Source organism: Mucilaginibacter sp. Mucisp86, assembly GCF_047324315.1.
Classification (GTDB): Bacteria; Bacteroidota; Bacteroidia; order Sphingobacteriales; family Sphingobacteriaceae; genus Mucilaginibacter.
Genome location: NZ_CP168503.1, coordinates 934,923 through 952,602 on the forward strand (window position 1 = coordinate 934,923; position 17,680 = coordinate 952,602).

The window sequence follows — 17,680 nt, forward strand, 5'->3', positions numbered from 1 at the left end:
ATTTCATTATTCGCCTTTACGCAAAAAAAGTATATTCGGCTTTACATTTACATTGATGATCAAGCCGTTTACATCCCGCAAATTTTTCAGTTGTATTTCGCTATGCCTTCTTTTTGCAGTAGTAACCAACGCGCAGGTAAAGGAAGAAGGTATTATTCCGAGGCCGGTTATAATGGTAAAGACAAACGAAAACAAGGTTTTTACTTTTAATCAATCAACAACAATTGGTACCGCGCCCAACATCGGCAAGGATAACCTTACATTTTTCAATGCCTATATCAAATCTGTTTCAGGTTTCAGCCTCCGGGCAGATCATAAGTTGAATGCTCCTGTTCAATTGAATATAGATGATAAATATGTTACCCAACCAGAGGGATATAAGCTATCGGTTACTGCTAAACTGATAAAAATTACGGGGCATGATGAAGCCGGTGTATTTTATGGCTTGCAATCCCTTACCCAGTTACTAAAAGTATCCGGCAAAAAAGTAACTGTACAAAGCTGCGTCATTATGGATTATCCCCGTTTTGCCTACCGAGGGATGCACCTTGATGTAAGTCGTCATTTTTTCAAACCGGAAGCCATCAAAAAATGGATAGACCTGCTGGCGCTATATAAGATCAATACCTTCCACTGGCATCTTACCGATGACCAGGGCTGGCGTATCGAAATAAAAAAATATCCTTTACTGCAAAGCATTTCGGCTTACCGCGATGAAACTATAATCGGTCATAAAAAGGATAGTCCACATAGGTTTGATAGTAAACGGTATGGCGGTTATTATACCCAGGATGAGGTAAAGGAGATTGTAAAATACGCCACACAAAGGCATATCACCATAATCCCTGAAATTGAAATGCCCGGCCATGCATTGGCTGCGCTGGCTGCATACCCCCAATTGGGCTGCACCGGCGGGCCATATAAAACCGCTACCTATTGGGGCATTTTTGATGATGTGTATTGCGCGGGTAACGACGAAACTTTTACCTTTTTGCAAAATGTGATGGACGAAGTGCTGCCGCTGTTCCCGTCAAAATACATTCATATCGGCGGCGACGAATGCCCTAAAACCAAATGGAAAGCATGCCCTAAATGCCAGAAGCGGATTAAGGACGAGCATCTAAAAGACGAAAAGGAACTTCAAAGCTATTTCATCGGTAGGATGGAAAAATACCTGAACAGCAAAGGCCGTCAGATCATAGGCTGGGACGAGATATTGGAAGGCGGCCTTACCCCCGGGGCCACCGTAATGAGCTGGACAGGCGAAGAAGGCGGCATTGCCGCTGCCAAACAACATCATGATGCCATCATGACGCCCGAAAAATATGTGTACCTGGATTACTATCAGTCGCTTTATCCTGCCGAGCCATTGGCAGGTGGAGGTTATACGCCACTAAGCAAGGTTTATAATTATGAACCCATAACCAGTGAGCTCAGCGGTGATGAAGCCAAATATATAAAAGGTGTACAAGCCAATGCCTGGAGCGAATACATGGCCAACCCGGCACAGGCCGAGCGGCAGTTATTTCCCCGAATGCTGGCTTTGGCTGAAGTTGCCTGGAGCCCTAAGGAAAATAAAAACTATCCTGACTTTTTAAAACGCCTGCGATACCAGCAGCCATTGCTCAAAAAGCTAAATATAAACGCAGCTGATGTATTTGATGAGATCACAGATTCGGTAACAGAAACGGCAGATCATCGGATAGCATTAAGCTTGCAAACCACTTTGCCTCATGCTAAAATATTTTACACGACAGATGGTACTGAACCTGGGTTAAATAATAAAATTTACACAGGTGCAATCACCGTAACGTCATCAGGCATTATTAAAGCTGCTGTTTTTAACAATGGTAAACAGCAGGGCCGTATTTATGAAAAATCATTTACCCTTCACAAGGCCATAGGCAAAACGGTAACACTTAAAAACCAACCTCAGGGCGGTTTTAATCCCGGTAATACCTTTGGTTTGGTGAATGGGATCTTCGGCAGCAAACTTTATAATGATGGGCAATGGTACGGCTTTGCCGGAGATGACCTGGAAGCGGTGGTTGACCTTGGGTCGATGCAAAGCGTATCCAAATTGGGAATCAATATCCTAAAGTACCACTGGCAAAAAATGTGGGAACCAACATTGTTAACTTTTGAAATATCAACAGATGGAAGTAATTATACCGAAGTTTACCGCCAAACTGATTTCCCGGATAATGGCATCAACGCTGTAAGGGCAAACATCAAAACGCAGCAGGCAAGGTATATCAGGGTAAAAGCAACCAACAAAGGCATTATCCCACCGGGCGAGTACATTCCGGGCGCAAAAGCGTGGCTGATGGTGGATGAGATAGTGATACTTTAGATGTGCAAATTTCAGATGTGCAGATGATTTTTGCTTAATTAATAAGGATGATCAAATGTTTTAATAATATCCACATTTGAAATCTGCACATCTGCATATTTGCACATCCTCATATCTGCACATTTTTTTTATATTTTTATACCAAACACTAATGCCTGCGTTATGTTGAGTAAAAAGTTTTTAATATTTGTCACGAATACTCATTCCCCAAGTATAACTCAATGAGCAAAGTATTTACTATTACCGAAGGTTTGGAAAACATGGGGGCTTTACGAACGGGCGGTCAGGGCTCCGTTTATAAAGGCCGGCGTTATGGGCCTATTATTACCGCGGTAAAACTCCTGCCCACACCTATTCATACCGAAAGCACCGACGATAAAAATTTCCGCAACTTCCAGAATGAGGTCGAAAAATTAAAAAAGGTAAACGAAGAACCTAACCCCAATGTGGTTAAGATCCTCAATTCGGGCATTACCGAAAGCGGTTCGTTCCCCTTTATCGAGATGGAATATATTGACGGTCCTGATCTGGAAGACCTGCTGAAGCCACCTCACGAGGCCATCTTCAGCATTAAAGAGATCATTAAACTGGCCGATCAGCTGGCTAATGCTTTATCACACTGCCACAAAGTTTCGGTAAAACATGGCGACATCAAAAGCAATAACGTAAAGTTTAACGTGCATACCGGTAACTACGTATTGCTTGATTTCGGTCTTTCGGCTATGTCTGATGATCAGCGTCGCACCAGTATCCGCCATGCCGGGGCTATCGAATTTATGGCGCCCGAGCAAAATGAAGGGTTGATGTACTTTCAAACCGATGTGTACAGTTATGGCATCATCCTGTATGAATTAATTGGCGGACAAGTTCCATTCCCACTAAAAGATAATGGCGAGACTGCCCGTACAGCGGTAATGCTGGCGCATATGGAATCGGAAATTCCGGATGTTATGGAGCTGCGCCGCAAAAACCTGCCCGAAAGCTGGTCGGACGAGCAAAAGGAAATGCAGATGCAGGTGCCTGCATGGTTGCTAAAGGTGGTAGCTAAATGTTTACAAAAAGACATTAATAACAGATACGCTAACGGCATCGAACTACAGGAAGCTTTGATGCAGGGCAGTATCGGAGCCATTAGTAAAACTAATCCTGATGAATCATGGAATACCGAAGTTTTGCTAAAAGAAAATGAACGCTTGCAGGGCCTTGTTTTATACTACCAGGAAAACGAAAATAAGCAACCGGTACCGGTAACCAGCAGTACACCTGTTGATAGTAAAGCTGTACGTATGTCAAAGCCAATTTTTATCATGTTCATGATATTGCTTTGCGGCTTTACCGTGTTTTCGGCTGTGGTGATGGATAAGTTTGGCGGGCGCATTTATCATGGCGTGGTGAACCGGTTATTTAAACCATCGAAGAAGCCAACCGACTCCGCTGCAAATAATAAAGTTATCCTGCCTCAAAAAAAAGATACTGTACAGCAGACTAAGCCCAATGATTTCAGAGACGAGAGCAATATCCCACCGGAGGTTGACTCTACGGCCGATTCAATATTACGCAACATACAACGTGCAAAACAACAAAAGCAGGATACCCAGTTTTACCGCGACAGTGTGAAAAAAGCGGATACATCTAACTTAAACTTTTAATGATTTAGTAAATATAATATGGAACCTAAATCAACATTTTGGAAACGTATTGGCCTTCAGGACTGGTTTTTACCCAACGGTAAACCGGTGAACGAAGAGGCCGTAAAAATAAAAGCACTAACGCCCGATGATGTTTATTTATACATCATCGAAAAATTCAAGGAATCTATCAAACAGCTATCCTTTGCCGACAGGGTAGTTTTTTACCATGAGTTTATCATCAGCTTTAATGAGGAAGATTACCAGGATTTTGTAAACAACCGTTCGGGCTTGTTCGGCATTATCGTTAATGAATCGGTAAAGAAGTTTTACGAATTACTGCGCGAATACCAGGAAGTGGGCAAAAAGGTAGAACCTTCAAGCTCAAAATGGGTATTCAGACTGGTATCACACCCTGATTACAAACGTGGCGACAAGGGCTTTATAGGCAAACTGCTGCCCGGTACAAGTAATAAAAAGGAAGAGAACCTGCGGGTTACCTTTATTCCGCGCCAAACGGGCGTTGCCCAAACGCTGGATATCAGTAACGAAGTTTTAAAAGGCTTTACATATTACAGCGAGGGTTATTATGAACTGCCCTACGCTAACGACCTTCATTATAACGAAAAGGACGTGGCCAAACCCGGCACTAAAGTACTTGCCCGCCTGGAAACTATCATGCCCGATAAGCAATTTGTAGGCCGCAAGGTAGAGTACCTGGTAAAAGATGATGATATCGTAGTATCAGGCAATGATGAAGAAAGGGATGAGCAAGCGGTGTTTAAAGTGCCATCGGAGTGGGTGAATACCCCTCACCTGCGCATCAGGCTAAACAAGGCCGACGGCAAGTTTTACCTGGCATCGTTTGGCGAGCGTACCCTGATCAACGAACTGGAAGTAGCCGGAAGCGACGTAAACTCGCCGCAATGGGTTGAGCTGCCGTTCAACTCCAGGATCTTGCTTAATGGCATAGTAGGCATCAACATATTTAAACCCGAACCATAATGTCACAAATATTATCAATAGGGCTGCTGGCTGTATGTGTGCTGTTATTGGTAGCTCATTTTATCGACATAAAAAAATCCAGTTAAAACCATGGCAAATAATTTTTTCGGGATAACAGATACCGGTAAACAAAGGCAAAACAACGAAGATGCCTTTATTGCCGAAAAATCGGGCGATGGTAATTTTATCATAGCCTGTGTGGTTGATGGGGTTGGCGGCTACGCCGGCGGTGAAATAGCTGCCGAAATTGCCCGCGCTACCATCCTGGAGCAATTGCAATTTATTGCAGGCGATATTGTACCACTGCTGGTAAATACGTTCACTATTGCCAATCAACGTATTTACGAGGAAAAAGTACAGAACAAAGACCTTGAAAACATGGCCTGTGTACTTACGCTGGCCGTTGTCGATGTACTCAACAATAAGTTTTACTATGCCCACGTAGGCGATACCCGCCTGTACTTGCTTCGCGATTATTCGCTGATCAAGATCTCGAAAGATCACTCTTTTGTGGGCTTCCTGGAAGACTCGGGCAGGTTAACCGAAGAGGCTGCTATGGATCACCCTAAACGTAACGAAATTAACAAAGCACTTGGTTTTGCCGGACAGATCAGTAAAGATCCTGATTTTGTGGAAACAGGCAGCTCGCCCTTTTTGCCGGGCGATATCCTGCTCATTTGCAGTGATGGCTTAACCGATTTGGTTGATAAAAGTAAGATCACCGAGATTCTGACCAGCAGCGAAGACCTTCCCCCAAAAGGTAAAAAACTAATAGATGCAGCTAATAGCCGCGGCGGCAAGGACAACGTGACCGTAGTATTGGTACATAACGACAAGGAACGCAAACAGCACAGTGCTACTAAACCTGTGACAACTGTAAAAGCTACTGAACAGGCGGAAGCCATTACTCCCACGCCAGTAAAAAAAGACGAAGAGCCCGAACTTGTGGTGAAAACAAAAGGCAACGGCGGTACGGTAGCTATACTCACATTACTGTGCTTTATTTTTTTAGGCGGATTTATCTGGCAGTTTAAAAAGAACGCCGATCAGGCCGCTATCCCTAAAAAAACAGATACGCTGGCAGTTCGGCATATAAAAAATGCAGCAGAGCTTAAGCTTCAGGATACCATCAACAAACTAAAAGGCCATACACTATTGCTTTCGGCGGCTGATTTTCAGCAGCCTATTATATTGAGCGATACGCTGCATATCAATAAGGACAGCCTCTACATTAAAACAAAAGGCGCTATTGTGTTTAAAAAAGATTCCACCTATTCGGGGCCTGCTATTGCGCTGGCTGCTAACTGTAAATATGTGGTGCTGGATAGTGTTGCTTTTGATGGTTTCCCTACGGCTATCGTTACGCACAACGATGCTTTGGTTTTAAAAAATGTGCAGTTCAATAACTGTTTAACGCCGGTACAGGCATCATACCTGTTCCCTAATAAAAAATACATTTCGGGCAGGTTGTTTGGCAGTATGTTCAAAACCGATTCTGTTCCCGTTAAAGCTACCCACTAATAAATGGCCCAGGAAAATCCCAAAGTACCCGGCAGAAGAATGGAACGGCTGTTCCTGTTGCTTACAGGCATATTGCTGGCCGTTTTATTTGTAAGGCTATACAGTGTATTACAGCTTAAGTTTACTGATGTTGATAAACGCCTGAAAGACGGTACCATCGTAAACCTTAACTCGCCCAATACAGCTCAAAATGTAAAAGCCTTACTTAAAAAAGGCTACTACTTTGATGACCCGCAGGATGTGGATTACATCGAAGCAGTAATTGCATCGCGTAAAGCGGCCGGCGAGTTGGTTGATAACACCGGTGAACTCAACAAACGCAAATACTACGTAAATGCCGATGAGGCTTTTGAAAAAGGCGGCGAAACTTTTAAGAAACGGGTACTTACCTCCCGTACACTTTTAGGTTATACCGGCGATGATTCAACCCGCTTTGAGCAGGAATTGAAAAACCCGCCCGCTTTAGGCGCTCAAACAGATCTTAACCTCGGCGAATACAGCATTAAAGGTACTATACAGCATAAAGGCGAGCCCATACCCGGTGTATTGGTAAAGCTGACCATGATATTGCCACGAGATAGTATTTCTAGCGATGAGGAAACCGGGGCAAAAACATCTTATTCAGAAAATGGATCGGCCTACAAAAAACTTTATGTACTTAACGATCAGAAAAAGAAAGTACTGCAATCATTAACCGCCTTTGCCCGTACTGATGCCGAAGGGCGCTTTGTATTTGCCAAACTGCCGACCGGTAAAGCATTTTCAGTATTGCCGATGCAGCCGGGCTTTGAGTTTGGCCGCTCGCAGGGTATTGATGAGCTGGATAAAGACGTAACATTTAAATTTAACCAGGCTCCGCATAGTATCAAACTGCTCTCCACCCGCGATTTTAATATCCTGAAAAAGGAAGGTGCCTTTATTGTACGCTACCAGGACGAGTTTAACATGTGGTATTGGATCATAGCCGTTTGCTTTTTTGCCGGCTTTATCATTGTACACCTGTTGCTCAGCGCCCGGTACCCCAACGCCGATCAAATCATTTTACCGCTCATCATGATGCTCACTGGCATCTCGCTCCTCACCCTTTTAAGCTTGCAGGATCCGCTGCGTGACAGGTTTCTGGCCAAGGATACACTCATTTATTTGGGCATCGGTATAGCCGGGATTTGTATCATTCAGCTCTTTAACCTGCGTAAGCTTAACCCCGATTCAGGCTTTTACCGCTTACTTATTTTTAAGTGGAACAGGACTGCTGCCAACGGCTGGCCCTGGGCTATCGCAGCCATGGCCATATTATTCTCAACCATTTTGTTTGGAACCGGCCCGGAGGGTAGCGGTGTTAAAGTAAACCTGCTGGGTTTTCAGCCAAGTGAAATTGTAAAATATTTGATTGTTATTTTCCTTGCGGGATTTTTTGCTACGAACGAAAAATTTATCAGCCAGTATGCCAGCTGGAGCAAGCGCTGGTCATTCTTCTCATTTGCGCTTATTGCTACTATCATTACCCTGCTATTGTTTTTGGTTTTGGGCGATTTAGGCCCGGCCATGGTGATCTGTTTCACGTTCATCATCCTGTTCTCGTTTTCGCGGGGCGATTTCCTGTACATGGCGGGCTTTGTGGTGTTGTTTGTACTCACTACCTGGTTCTTTGATAATATCTGGCTTAGCGCGGGTATTACCTTCTTTTCGCTTGGGGGCGTGGTGTTTTTCAGGCGCAGGAGGCTCAGCGAATCGGCCATTATGGCTTTGGTTGTGATCACCGCGTTTTTAACCATCGATAAAATTCCCGGTTTGGATAAAATTATCCCCGGCCCCGTTGAGCGTTTGGTCGAACGTAAAGCCATCTGGCAGGATGCCTGGAACAACGAAGTATACGGCGGCGACCAGGTAGCTAACGGCCTCTGGGCTATGGCCAGCGGCGGCTTAAGCGGACAAGGCGTAGGGCAAGGCTTTGCCAAAACCATCCCCGAAGCCCATACCGATATGATCCTGCCATCCATCGGCGAAGAGTTTGGCTGGGCTGGCATGGCCGCGGTGTTCATCCTGTTTTTGCTGTACCTGCACCGCTCCATCATTATAGGCAGGCAAACGGGGATGCCGCTACTGTTTTATCTCAGTGCCGGTATAGGCGTATGTACCTTTGTGCAGTTTTTACTGATAGCTGGCGGCTCTATCGGAGCATTGCCGTTATCTGGCGTTTCCCTCCCTTTTGAAAGTTACGGCGGCTCGTCATTGGTGATTAACCTGTTGGCAGCGGGTTTCCTTTTGTCGGTATCATCTGTAAGGGGCACGGCCGTACAAATGGATTATATCACCAAGCAGCAGGATAAAAATTTGGTGCCTGCTTTGGCGGCCGCGCTTGCCGGGGTAGTTTTACTGGTGGTCAATGTATCACGCTATACAACTGACAATAAACTATGGGTTGTAAAACCGGCTTTAGTTGCAGATAAAAGCGGTTTACGGATGTTTAGCTACAATCCGCGTATAGCCATATTGATGAACAAGTTACAGGCCGGTACCATTTATGACCGTAATGGACTTATTCTCGCTACAAGCAAACCCGAACTCATCGAAAAACAAAAAAATAAATTAAGCGCCTCCGGCATGTTGCATTATGACCTGGATTCGGCTATGCACAAGCGTTTGGATAGGTTTTACCCATTTGAAGAACAAATGTTTTTCTGGACGGGCGATCAGAACACAGGCGTTTTTAACGGCAGTACCAACGGCTATTTTGCCGAGTATGAACATGCCGCCGAACTCCGCGGGTTTCATATGCCTATCACCAATTACAATGTAAAAGCATCCCGCTACCAGGAAGACAGATTTTTGCCCCGCGGCATGAAAGAAATGACCGTAGCCAAAAAGGATTACAGCGCATTAGCCAACCTGCTCATCAGCGACATTAACGGCCCGGAAGTAAATGCCTTCAAAAATAAAAACCGTGATGTAAAGCTCACCATGGATGCCGATCTGCAAACAAGCATCCAGCAATCTATCGCATCTGATACTTCACTGTATGACAACAGGGTTTCGGTGGTAATAGTTGAATCCAATACCGGCGACGTACTTACCTCTGCACAATATCCGTTGCCACCTGTTCATAACTGGGACCAGCTTACCATGCCGCTTGCCGATCAGAATAAACTGGCAACCTGGCTAACCACTACCGATCTGGGCTTTACCTATGCCAGTCAGCCGGGCTCAACAGCTAAGGTTCTAACAGCGATGTCGGCATTCAATAAATTAGGAATAGCCGCCGCCGAAGTACAATATCATGTAAGTACTGAGGAGCGGATCCGTACCAAAGGCATCGAGCCGGACGAAACCGGGATGATCACCATGGAGCGGGCTATTGCCAAATCAAACAACGTATATTTTATTAAGCTGGCTAACCAGGAACATCTTGAAGAATATATGGCTACGCTGTATCTAAAAACCGGCATGTTTTTACACGGCGTAGGAGGTTACTATTATAACAAACCGGTATTGAATGTTACCCAGGAAGATAAGTGGCGTGCCCTATGGCGTAAAACCGAGTTTAATACCAAACCAAGGTATGATCCTAATAATATCCATAAAACAAGGGCAAAAGGTATTTCGGGCATGGCCTGGGGACAGGGCGAATTGATCGCTACCCCTGCGGCTGTTGCAAGGCTGGTATCTGGCGTAGCCAATAGTGGTGTATTAATGCCTAACAGGTATGCGCTAAAAATTGCCGACTCGACGGTGGCCGTAAAAAGCGGTATCAAACTGGCCGATGATCCGCGCTACGCGGCTTTATTAAAACAATACATGATTGAGCAAAGTGCGCCTAAAACCCCTATATTAGGGATAAAGGTAGCCGGTAAAACCGGTACGCCCGAACGTATTGTCAGGAACCAGAGCGTTAACGACGGCTGGTATGTTTTCTTTGCACCAAAAGAAAAGGGCAGCGGTTATATAGTGACATGTATCCGGGTTGAGTCTACCCGCGGATCGTCAGATGCGGTGCACCTGGCGGGGAACCACGTGATCCCATTCCTGTTAAAGAAAGGCTATATAAAAAGCATGGAAACGGAAACCACTACCGAAGAATAGTGTTTAAGCAGAAAGGAAGAGCAAATGGCATTTAGTTTATTTACAAGAAGCAGCGAAAAACAACCCTGGGATGTTAAAGGCCTACGTGAAGCGATATTGCGTTTCGTCAAAGAATCGTTGCAAAAGATAGAAGGTGGTGAAGGCGGCCACATCAAGGAGTTAAAACTTTTTATAGCTGCAGATGCCGAAGATAAACCCATTTATGAAGGGGCCGTTTATGTGCATGATAAACAATTGTTTAAAAACGAGGTACAAAAAATAGCCGACGATTTTGCCATTAACTTACCTTCGGACTGGACACTTGAAGTGGAATTTACAGAGCAATTTCCGGCAGATGCCAAAAGGATGAACGACTTGGACGTGGCCTTCATCATGAACACCCGAAAGCAGGTTGCCCATAATGCAGCATCTTTTACAGCATACTTACGGATCCTGAGCGGCGAGGCCGAAAAAGAAGAATACCTGATTAAAGCAACCGATCCCAAGCTCAACATTGGCCGGGACAAGAAGGCCGTTACTGAAAATGGCTCATTCAGGCTTAATCAATTGGTTTTTCCGGGAGACAGCAGCGATGAAAGCAATAAATACATCAGCAGGCAGCATGCCCATATTGAATGGGATGCAGAAAGTGAACGTTTTATGATCTTCGCTGATGAAGGAGGAGTGCCCCCACGCAACAAAACCAAGATCCACATAGCTGCAGATGGCAAAATGATCAAACTTAATTCCACCCAGATAGGTCACCCTTTAAATGAAGGCGACCAGGTGATATTGGGGGAATCGGCGGTGTTTTTGTATAGTACGGTGGCAGAGCGTTAACCGTATTGTCATTTCGATAGAGCAGGGTGAGGAGAGAGCGGCGGAGCGAAAGAGAAATCTTATACGCCCTCCAAATTCAATCTGCATAGCCCGCTTACTTGTTGTATAAGATTTCTCCCCGTTCCTCGTTCGAATTGACGATTTTCTTTTGATTAAAAATATCTACATTTAAAAACATGTGGAATCATAATTACTACGTTTATATCACTACCAATCCCGGTAAAACTGTACTATACATAAGAGTAACAAACGACATAAGCGTGTGTGTTATGCAGCATCTCGAAAATAAGGGTACTATCAAATCATTTACAGGTAAATACTATTGTTATCATTTAGTTTATTACGAACACTTTACTAACATTGAACGTGCCATAGCCAGAGAGAAAGAAATAAAAAAATGGCGTAGAGAAAAGAAAAACGCACTAACAGAGACAACTAATCCTGGCTGGAAATTTTTAAATGATAGTGTTATTGGATAATAAACACACGATGTCATTTCGACCGTAGGGAGAAATCTATACAGCATGCATTGAACTATGCAAGTCGAATTTGCAGGGAGTATAAGATTTCTCTTTCGCCCCAACGCACTTTCCTTCCCTTTGCTCAATCGAAATGACATCTTTTTTATTTTGTCATTTCGATCGCAGGGAGAAATCTTATACAGCATGCCAATGAACTATACAGATCGAATTTGCAAGGCGTATAAGATTTCTCTTTCGCCCACACGCTCTTGGCTATACCCTGCTCCTTCGAAATGACAATAAGGAGGGTACAATAGCTTTTTTACGACCCTATCGCCTTCCTGTAATTCCTTAGTGCCCTGATGATCGACATTACAATTTCATGCTGCCCTTCGTCTGAGTTCAGGTACTCCTCCTCTTCCGGGTTATTGATAAAACCGGTTTCGATCAATACGGCAGGCATAGCGCTGTGGGCCAGCACCAGTACGCCCTGCTCTTTAACGCCGTTACTCTCACGGCCATCTACCCCGGTGAACTCATCATCGAGCAGATCGCCGAAACGGATACTTTGCTTGCGATATTTTTGGATATAAGCATTCAGTACGATCAGGTTTGAAGGATCACTTTCATCATAACTTTCATAGTTCTGCTTATAATCCTTCTCCTGAAAAATTGAAGCATTTTCACGCACGGCCTCTTCCTGTTCCTTAAGGCGGTGGAAACCATATACCAGCAGCAACACCCCTTTTTGTTTATGTGCACGGGCGGCAGTGCCCTCAGGCGATGAGTTGCAGTGAATAGATATAAACAGGTTACCATGATTTTGATTGGCAATAGCCGAGCGCTGGTTTAGCGGAATAAAAGTATCATCGGTACGGGTAAGGATGGATTTAACATCGGTAATAGCCGTATCAAGCGCGGCCTTAAGCTTCAGGGCTATAGACAATGTTACATTTTTCTCAAACGAATGTGAGCCGCGCGCACCTGCATCTTTACCTCCGTGTCCGGCATCAATGATAACTGTTTTAAACTTAAAGGTAGTAACAGCCGGGATAGTATCTTTTTGCTGCGCGAATGAATTTTGAAACCAGAATACCAGGATAATCATCCCTAAGAAAGCGATGTATCTCATTTCTTCACCGCCTTTTTACTGCACTTAGGGCATAAGCCATGAGCATACAAAGTAAAGCCATGTGGTTCAAAACCTGCAGGCAGGTTTATAGCAGGCAGGTTCATATCATTAAGGCAATATACATTTTTGCACTGCGTGCAATTGAAATGCAAATGCTCGTCATGATGGTCGTGCTCGTTACAGTTTGATGAGCACAGCGCATAATTTGCCGTACCGTTCAGATCAAAAACCTTATGGATAATGCCTTTTTCTTCAAAAGCGTTGAGAATACGATAAAGGGTAACCCTGTCGATATCATGCATCAGGCTCTCCAGATCGGGCTGTGATGTAGCCGTATGTCTGGATGACATCATTGATAAAACCCGTAATCTTGGCGCAGTTTTTTTTAGGTGATGCTTATCAAGCAGGTGCTCAAAATGATGTATATCCCGGGTTTGTGTCATGTATTAATCAGGTAATAATTATAAGGCCGCTAATTTAATAATGGTACGTATAATATGAGCTGTTAGTTGCCGTCTTTTATAACGGTATTTTTTATTGGCTTAGTATGATGGTCCGGCACCCCACTGTTATGCTTTTCATGATTACAGGCAGGACTTAAAAAGCAATTAAACAGCAAAAATTTGTAAAAGAATTTCCTGTGGCGCTTATCCATTATTCAACTTTTTAAGTTTATATGTTTTATGATCATGATTGCAGGCACCGGTATACTTGTAGTTTACATAATGCGCGGCAGCTATCAGCAACCCACCAAAAGGGACTATCATAGCCTCGGTTTTTCCTGTTGTCGCGAACGCATGCCCGCCCATAATGATAGCAAAACCCAATACCAGCATCGTTAACGGTACCAACCGATGATGGGTACGTTTATAGGATAAGCCAATAGAATAAATACCTATAGCCAGTGCAAAAATGATCATCCCCCACTCTACCCAGGCATTGGCTAAAAAACCAAGACCAACCAGCGGCAAACTGGTAAACAACAAAGGCACTACTGCACAGTGAACGGCACAAAGCGTTGAAGCGGTAATACCTATATTATCCAGCCTGGGCGAAAGCTTTTGAAAATCCATGATGCAAATATAAATAAGTTAATGCAACTATATTGCATTTGTTTTTATTATGCATATTTGCGCGTATTAAATTAACAAACACCTGACAATTACTTAATATTAATCAGCAAACCGTATTTTTGCGGGCTTACATAAAAAAAATACAGATTGAATTTATCGTCTATCTATCATATAAAACAACTCTGGCAAAACGCCTACAATACAAGAGCCAGCCGACTTAAGCTACTGAGTGCTACTATTGTTATAGTACTCATCATTAACCTGCTACCATCATTTTTCAAGCACATAGAAAACAGAACAGACGGCGTTGTACTTAACGATTGGATATTGGCTCATTTGCCATCTTACGATCTTTCGGTTCCGATCTTTATACTTATCTGGAGTATGGGCCTGCTCATGATGTGGCGTGGATTGTATAATCCAAAGGTATGTATCAGCTATATCTGGACACTGAATTTAGTATGTATAGCCCGCTTTGTTACCATAAGCCTGGTTAAACTTAATCCACCGGTTGGCCTTGTGCCGCTTATTGACCCAAGTACCAGCGTTTTTTACGGGCATACATTTATTACTAAAGACCTGTTTTTTTCGGGGCATACGGCAACCATGGTGTTGGTTTATCTGCATTTGCAAAAACGTACAGACAAAATAATAGCTTTAATTGCCGCACTGTTGCTGGTGATAATGCTGCTGATACAGCACATCCACTATACCATTGATGTATTGGCTGCCCCTGTTATTGTGTATGGATGCTGGAGATTGGCGAAGTGGCTGCGATTGGAATAGTCTTATTCCCACCCATCTACCAAATGCATGCTATCCTTTAAATCGTTATATAGCTTTTTAAATACCGGGAACATCTTGCTATAAACTTCATGATTTTTAGTATCAGGTTCGATAAAGTCCTGTTGTTCAACCCTGGTGAGCATGTCATAACTTTCGGGATGCAATACCCGCGCAGCGAGATAAATAGCACCCAGCGCTGATGAATCTTCAGACTGGAGCACGGCAAGCCTTTTCCCGGTAATATCGGCCAGCACTTGAGTCCATACAGCCGAACTGGTAAAACCTCCACTGATGTTCACCTGCACAATCTCTCCCGAAGCATCTTCCAATGTTTTAAGCACATCGTTCAGCGCAAAGCAAATTCCTTCAAGCCCCGCACGTAAAAAGTGTGAACGTGTATGTACAGGTTTTATATTAAAAAATGTGCCGCAGGTTTTGGTGTCCCAAAGCGGCGCGCGTTCGCCGTACAAGTATGGTAAAAATATCAGCCCGTTGCTTCCGACAGGTACGGATGCTATTTCATCAAATAAAGCATCATAATCTGAGGTTGTAAGGTTGTCCTTTTGCAAAAAGTTTTTGAGCAACCAGTTTACCGCTATACCACCATTGTTTACTGCTCCGCCGCAAACATAAGTTTGCTCATCGAGCAGGTAATTAAAAACCATCGCATCGTAATTGTAAACCGGCTTCGGGCTGGTAATGCGTACTGCGCCGCTGGTACCAATAGTAAGTGCCGCCACATCAGGGCCGGTAGTGTGACTGCCTAAATTAGCGCAAGCGCCATCACTTGCCCCTATAACAAATGGCGTATTGGCATTAATACCGCTTAACGAAACAACTTCCGGCTTGATATTAATACGATAATAAGTTGTATTAACCGGGGTAGATAACTTTGAGGTGGTAATGCCCGTTACGGTCATAGCCTCTTCATTCCATTCCTTTTTAACAATATCAAACAGTCCGGTTGCAGAGGCAATAGAATAATCCACCTCAAAAACACCAAAAAGCCTGAACCAGATAAACTCTTTTATCGAAATAAATTTGTGCGCCGCGTCAAAAACTTCGGCCCGGTTAGCGCGCAGCCAAAGCAATTTATTTAAAGGCGACATGGCGTGAATAGCGGTACCGCAATTATGATATAACGATGCGCCCTGCTCTGTTTTTCTTAAAGCCTGCGCAATGTTCTCGCTCCGGGCATCGGCCCAGGTCATCATAGGCAGCAATGCTTCTCCATTTTCATCAACCGGAATAATGCTGTGCATAGCGCTGCTCAGGCTTACGGCCTGCGGAACTGCCCCCAATTTTCCGATAATACCTGCAAGGCATTTTACAAAAGCATCCCAGATCAACAAAGGATCCTGTTCGCTGTAGCCTGGTTCGGGGCTGTTAATCGGGTAATGATTGGATACTGTGCCCAGGGGTTCGCCCGTTAAACTTATAGCTACGGCCTTAGTACTGCCGGTGCCAATATCAATCCCTAAAATATATGCCTGCATGGTGATGTATTTGACGCCAAAATAATAAACAGAACCGGGATTTGGGTGGATTTGCCGGATTATGGGATTTCTTTAACAGTTTGATATCAAACCACGCGATGAAATCCTGTCCATCCCATTAATCCTTCAAATCCTGGTTCAGACAGTTAATGGTCACATCCATGACAGCAAAGGACAGTTCCGGCATTTATATTATCTACATTAGCCTTACCAATATAAACCAATTAGAGAATATGCAAATAATTTTAGGAGTCATCTTTCATTTTATCGGTGGCTTTGCTTCGGGGAGCTTTTACATCCCCTACAAAAAAATAAAAGGCTGGGCCTGGGAAAGCTACTGGATAGTAGGTGGTTTTTTTTCATGGCTCATAGTACCGCCACTCGCAGCGTGGCTAACCATACCGGGCTTTGCCGATATTATAAGCCATACAGATACAGCAACCCTTGGCTGGACATACCTTATGGGTTTGTTATGGGGAATTGGTGGTTTAACCTATGGCTTAGGGGTACGCTATTTAGGTGTATCATTAGGAAGCACTATTATACTTGGACTATGTTCGGTTTTTGGGTCGATAATACCATCGGTGTATTATGATTTTTTTCCAAAGGAAGGGAAAGACACTTTTACGCTGATGCTGCATACCCAATGGGGACAGGCAGTTTTATTAGGCATTTTGCTCTGCGTTGTAGGTATTATCATATGCGGTAAAGCCGGCACAATGAAAGAAAAAGAGCTATCGGCAGATAAAACTATAGCCCAGGAAAACAAGGATTACCGCTTTGGTTTGGGTATAGTGGTGGCTATAGTATCCGGCATATTGAGCGCATGCTTCAACTTCGGTATCGAGGCCGGTAAAACCATGGCCGATACGGCCAATCATGCATGGCAGGCAGGCCATCCGGGACAGGGTAATTTTCTGTACGCCAACAATGTAACCTATATCATTATACTTTGGGGAGGCCTAACAACCAACTTTATATGGTGTATGATATTGAACGCCCGTAACAAAACGTTTGATAATTATACCGATAAAAAAACGCCATTACTTAAAAACTACCTGTTTGCAGCGTTGGCGGGTACAACGTGGTTTTTACAGTTCTTTTTTTATGGTATGGGCGAAAGCAAAATGGGTAACGGCGCAAGCTCGTGGATCCTGCACATGGCTTTCATTATCCTGATAGCCAATACATGGGGCCTGGTGCTTAAAGAGTGGAAAGGTGTAAGTAAAAAAGCATTCGCAACGGTAATAGCCGGTATAGCAGTCATTATACTATCGGTGCTTGTTGTGGGATATGGAAACTCAATTAAATAATAAAAAAAATAAA

13 protein-coding genes are annotated in these 17,680 nt (G+C 43.9%); 9 read left to right on the forward strand and 4 right to left on the reverse strand.

The window, feature by feature from the left end; all coding sequences use genetic code 11:
- The first annotated feature begins 55 nt into the window (after positions 1-55).
- The 7 genes from ACEN9X_RS03735 to ACEN9X_RS03765 all read left to right on the forward strand — a co-directional run bounded on the left by ACEN9X_RS03735 (position 56) and on the right by ACEN9X_RS03765 (position 11,885).
- Positions 56-2,353, forward strand: coding sequence for a family 20 glycosylhydrolase (locus tag ACEN9X_RS03735; protein ID WP_413669141.1), 2,298 nt, complete (start codon positions 56-58; stop codon positions 2,351-2,353).
- A gap of 221 nt (positions 2,354-2,574) precedes the next feature.
- Positions 2,575-4,002, forward strand: a complete 1,428-nt coding sequence (locus ACEN9X_RS03740; protein ID WP_413669142.1) for a serine/threonine protein kinase — start codon at positions 2,575-2,577, stop codon at positions 4,000-4,002.
- An 18-nt stretch (positions 4,003-4,020) separates the two neighbouring features.
- Positions 4,021-4,986, forward strand: coding sequence for a hypothetical protein (locus ACEN9X_RS03745; protein WP_413669143.1), 966 nt, complete (start codon positions 4,021-4,023; stop codon positions 4,984-4,986).
- A 90-nt stretch (positions 4,987-5,076) separates the two neighbouring features.
- Complete coding sequence (locus tag ACEN9X_RS03750; protein ID WP_413669144.1) at positions 5,077-6,507, forward strand: PP2C family protein-serine/threonine phosphatase; 1,431 nt, start codon at positions 5,077-5,079, stop codon at positions 6,505-6,507.
- Between the two features lie 3 nt (positions 6,508-6,510).
- Positions 6,511-10,587: an FtsW/RodA/SpoVE family cell cycle protein gene (locus tag ACEN9X_RS03755; protein WP_413669145.1), complete on the forward strand. Its 4,077-nt coding sequence runs from the start codon at positions 6,511-6,513 to the stop codon at positions 10,585-10,587.
- Positions 10,588-10,611: 24 nt separating this feature from the next.
- The gene (locus ACEN9X_RS03760; protein WP_413669146.1) at positions 10,612-11,406 is read left to right on the forward strand and encodes an FHA domain-containing protein; all 795 of its coding nucleotides are present in this window, start codon (positions 10,612-10,614) and stop codon (positions 11,404-11,406) included.
- Positions 11,407-11,582: 176 nt separating this feature from the next.
- A complete protein-coding gene (locus ACEN9X_RS03765; protein ID WP_413669147.1) occupies positions 11,583-11,885 on the forward strand; it encodes a GIY-YIG nuclease family protein in 303 nt (100 codons plus the stop codon).
- Positions 11,886-12,189: 304 nt separating this feature from the next.
- Here the strand turns inward: ACEN9X_RS03765 and ACEN9X_RS03770 are convergent, their stop codons facing one another.
- The 3 genes from ACEN9X_RS03770 to ACEN9X_RS03780 form a co-directional block, all read right to left on the reverse strand.
- Positions 12,190-12,999, reverse strand: a complete 810-nt coding sequence (locus ACEN9X_RS03770; protein WP_413669148.1) for an N-acetylmuramoyl-L-alanine amidase family protein — start codon at positions 12,997-12,999, stop codon at positions 12,190-12,192.
- Entirely contained in the window at positions 12,996-13,442 is a 447-nt protein-coding gene (locus ACEN9X_RS03775) for a Fur family transcriptional regulator (RefSeq protein WP_091222256.1), read from the reverse strand. The genes ACEN9X_RS03770 and ACEN9X_RS03775 overlap by 4 nt, the downstream gene beginning before the upstream one ends.
- 204 nt (positions 13,443-13,646) lie before the next feature.
- A complete protein-coding gene (locus tag ACEN9X_RS03780) occupies positions 13,647-14,072 on the reverse strand; it encodes a MerC domain-containing protein (RefSeq protein ID WP_413669149.1) in 426 nt (141 codons plus the stop codon).
- Positions 14,073-14,219: 147 nt separating this feature from the next.
- Between ACEN9X_RS03780 and ACEN9X_RS03785 the strand changes: the two genes are divergently transcribed.
- Positions 14,220-14,858: a phosphatase PAP2-related protein gene (locus ACEN9X_RS03785; RefSeq protein WP_413669150.1), complete on the forward strand. Its 639-nt coding sequence runs from the start codon at positions 14,220-14,222 to the stop codon at positions 14,856-14,858.
- Between the two features lie 2 nt (positions 14,859-14,860).
- On the opposite strand, the gene ACEN9X_RS03790 is transcribed toward ACEN9X_RS03785, so the two are convergent.
- Entirely contained in the window at positions 14,861-16,354 is a 1,494-nt protein-coding gene (locus tag ACEN9X_RS03790) for a gluconokinase (protein ID WP_413669151.1), read from the reverse strand.
- Between the two features lie 233 nt (positions 16,355-16,587).
- Between ACEN9X_RS03790 and rhaT the strand changes: the two genes are divergently transcribed.
- Positions 16,588-17,667: an L-rhamnose/proton symporter RhaT gene (rhaT, locus tag ACEN9X_RS03795; protein WP_413671111.1), complete on the forward strand. Its 1,080-nt coding sequence runs from the start codon at positions 16,588-16,590 to the stop codon at positions 17,665-17,667.
- The last annotated feature ends 13 nt before the right edge of the window (positions 17,668-17,680 follow it).

Excerpts from the sequence above, each read along its gene's own strand:
- ACEN9X_RS03735 (WP_413669141.1), top strand. The coding sequence starts at position 56 with ATGATCAAGCCGTTTACATCCCGCAAATTTTTCAGTTGTATTTCGCTA.
- ACEN9X_RS03740 (WP_413669142.1), top strand. The coding sequence starts at position 2,575 with ATGAGCAAAGTATTTACTATTACCGAAGGTTTGGAAAACATGGGGGCT.
- ACEN9X_RS03745 (WP_413669143.1), top strand. The coding sequence starts at position 4,021 with ATGGAACCTAAATCAACATTTTGGAAACGTATTGGCCTTCAGGACTGG.
- ACEN9X_RS03750 (WP_413669144.1), top strand. The coding sequence starts at position 5,077 with ATGGCAAATAATTTTTTCGGGATAACAGATACCGGTAAACAAAGGCAA.
- ACEN9X_RS03755 (WP_413669145.1), top strand. The coding sequence starts at position 6,511 with ATGGCCCAGGAAAATCCCAAAGTACCCGGCAGAAGAATGGAACGGCTG.
- ACEN9X_RS03760 (WP_413669146.1), top strand. The coding sequence starts at position 10,612 with ATGGCATTTAGTTTATTTACAAGAAGCAGCGAAAAACAACCCTGGGAT.
- ACEN9X_RS03765 (WP_413669147.1), top strand. The coding sequence starts at position 11,583 with ATGTGGAATCATAATTACTACGTTTATATCACTACCAATCCCGGTAAA.
- ACEN9X_RS03770 (WP_413669148.1), bottom strand. The coding sequence starts at position 12,999 with ATGAGATACATCGCTTTCTTAGGGATGATTATCCTGGTATTCTGGTTT.
- ACEN9X_RS03775 (WP_091222256.1), bottom strand. The coding sequence starts at position 13,442 with ATGACACAAACCCGGGATATACATCATTTTGAGCACCTGCTTGATAAG.
- ACEN9X_RS03780 (WP_413669149.1), bottom strand. The coding sequence starts at position 14,072 with ATGGATTTTCAAAAGCTTTCGCCCAGGCTGGATAATATAGGTATTACC.
- ACEN9X_RS03790 (WP_413669151.1), bottom strand. The coding sequence starts at position 16,354 with ATGCAGGCATATATTTTAGGGATTGATATTGGCACCGGCAGTACTAAG.
- rhaT (WP_413671111.1), top strand. The coding sequence starts at position 16,588 with ATGCAAATAATTTTAGGAGTCATCTTTCATTTTATCGGTGGCTTTGCT.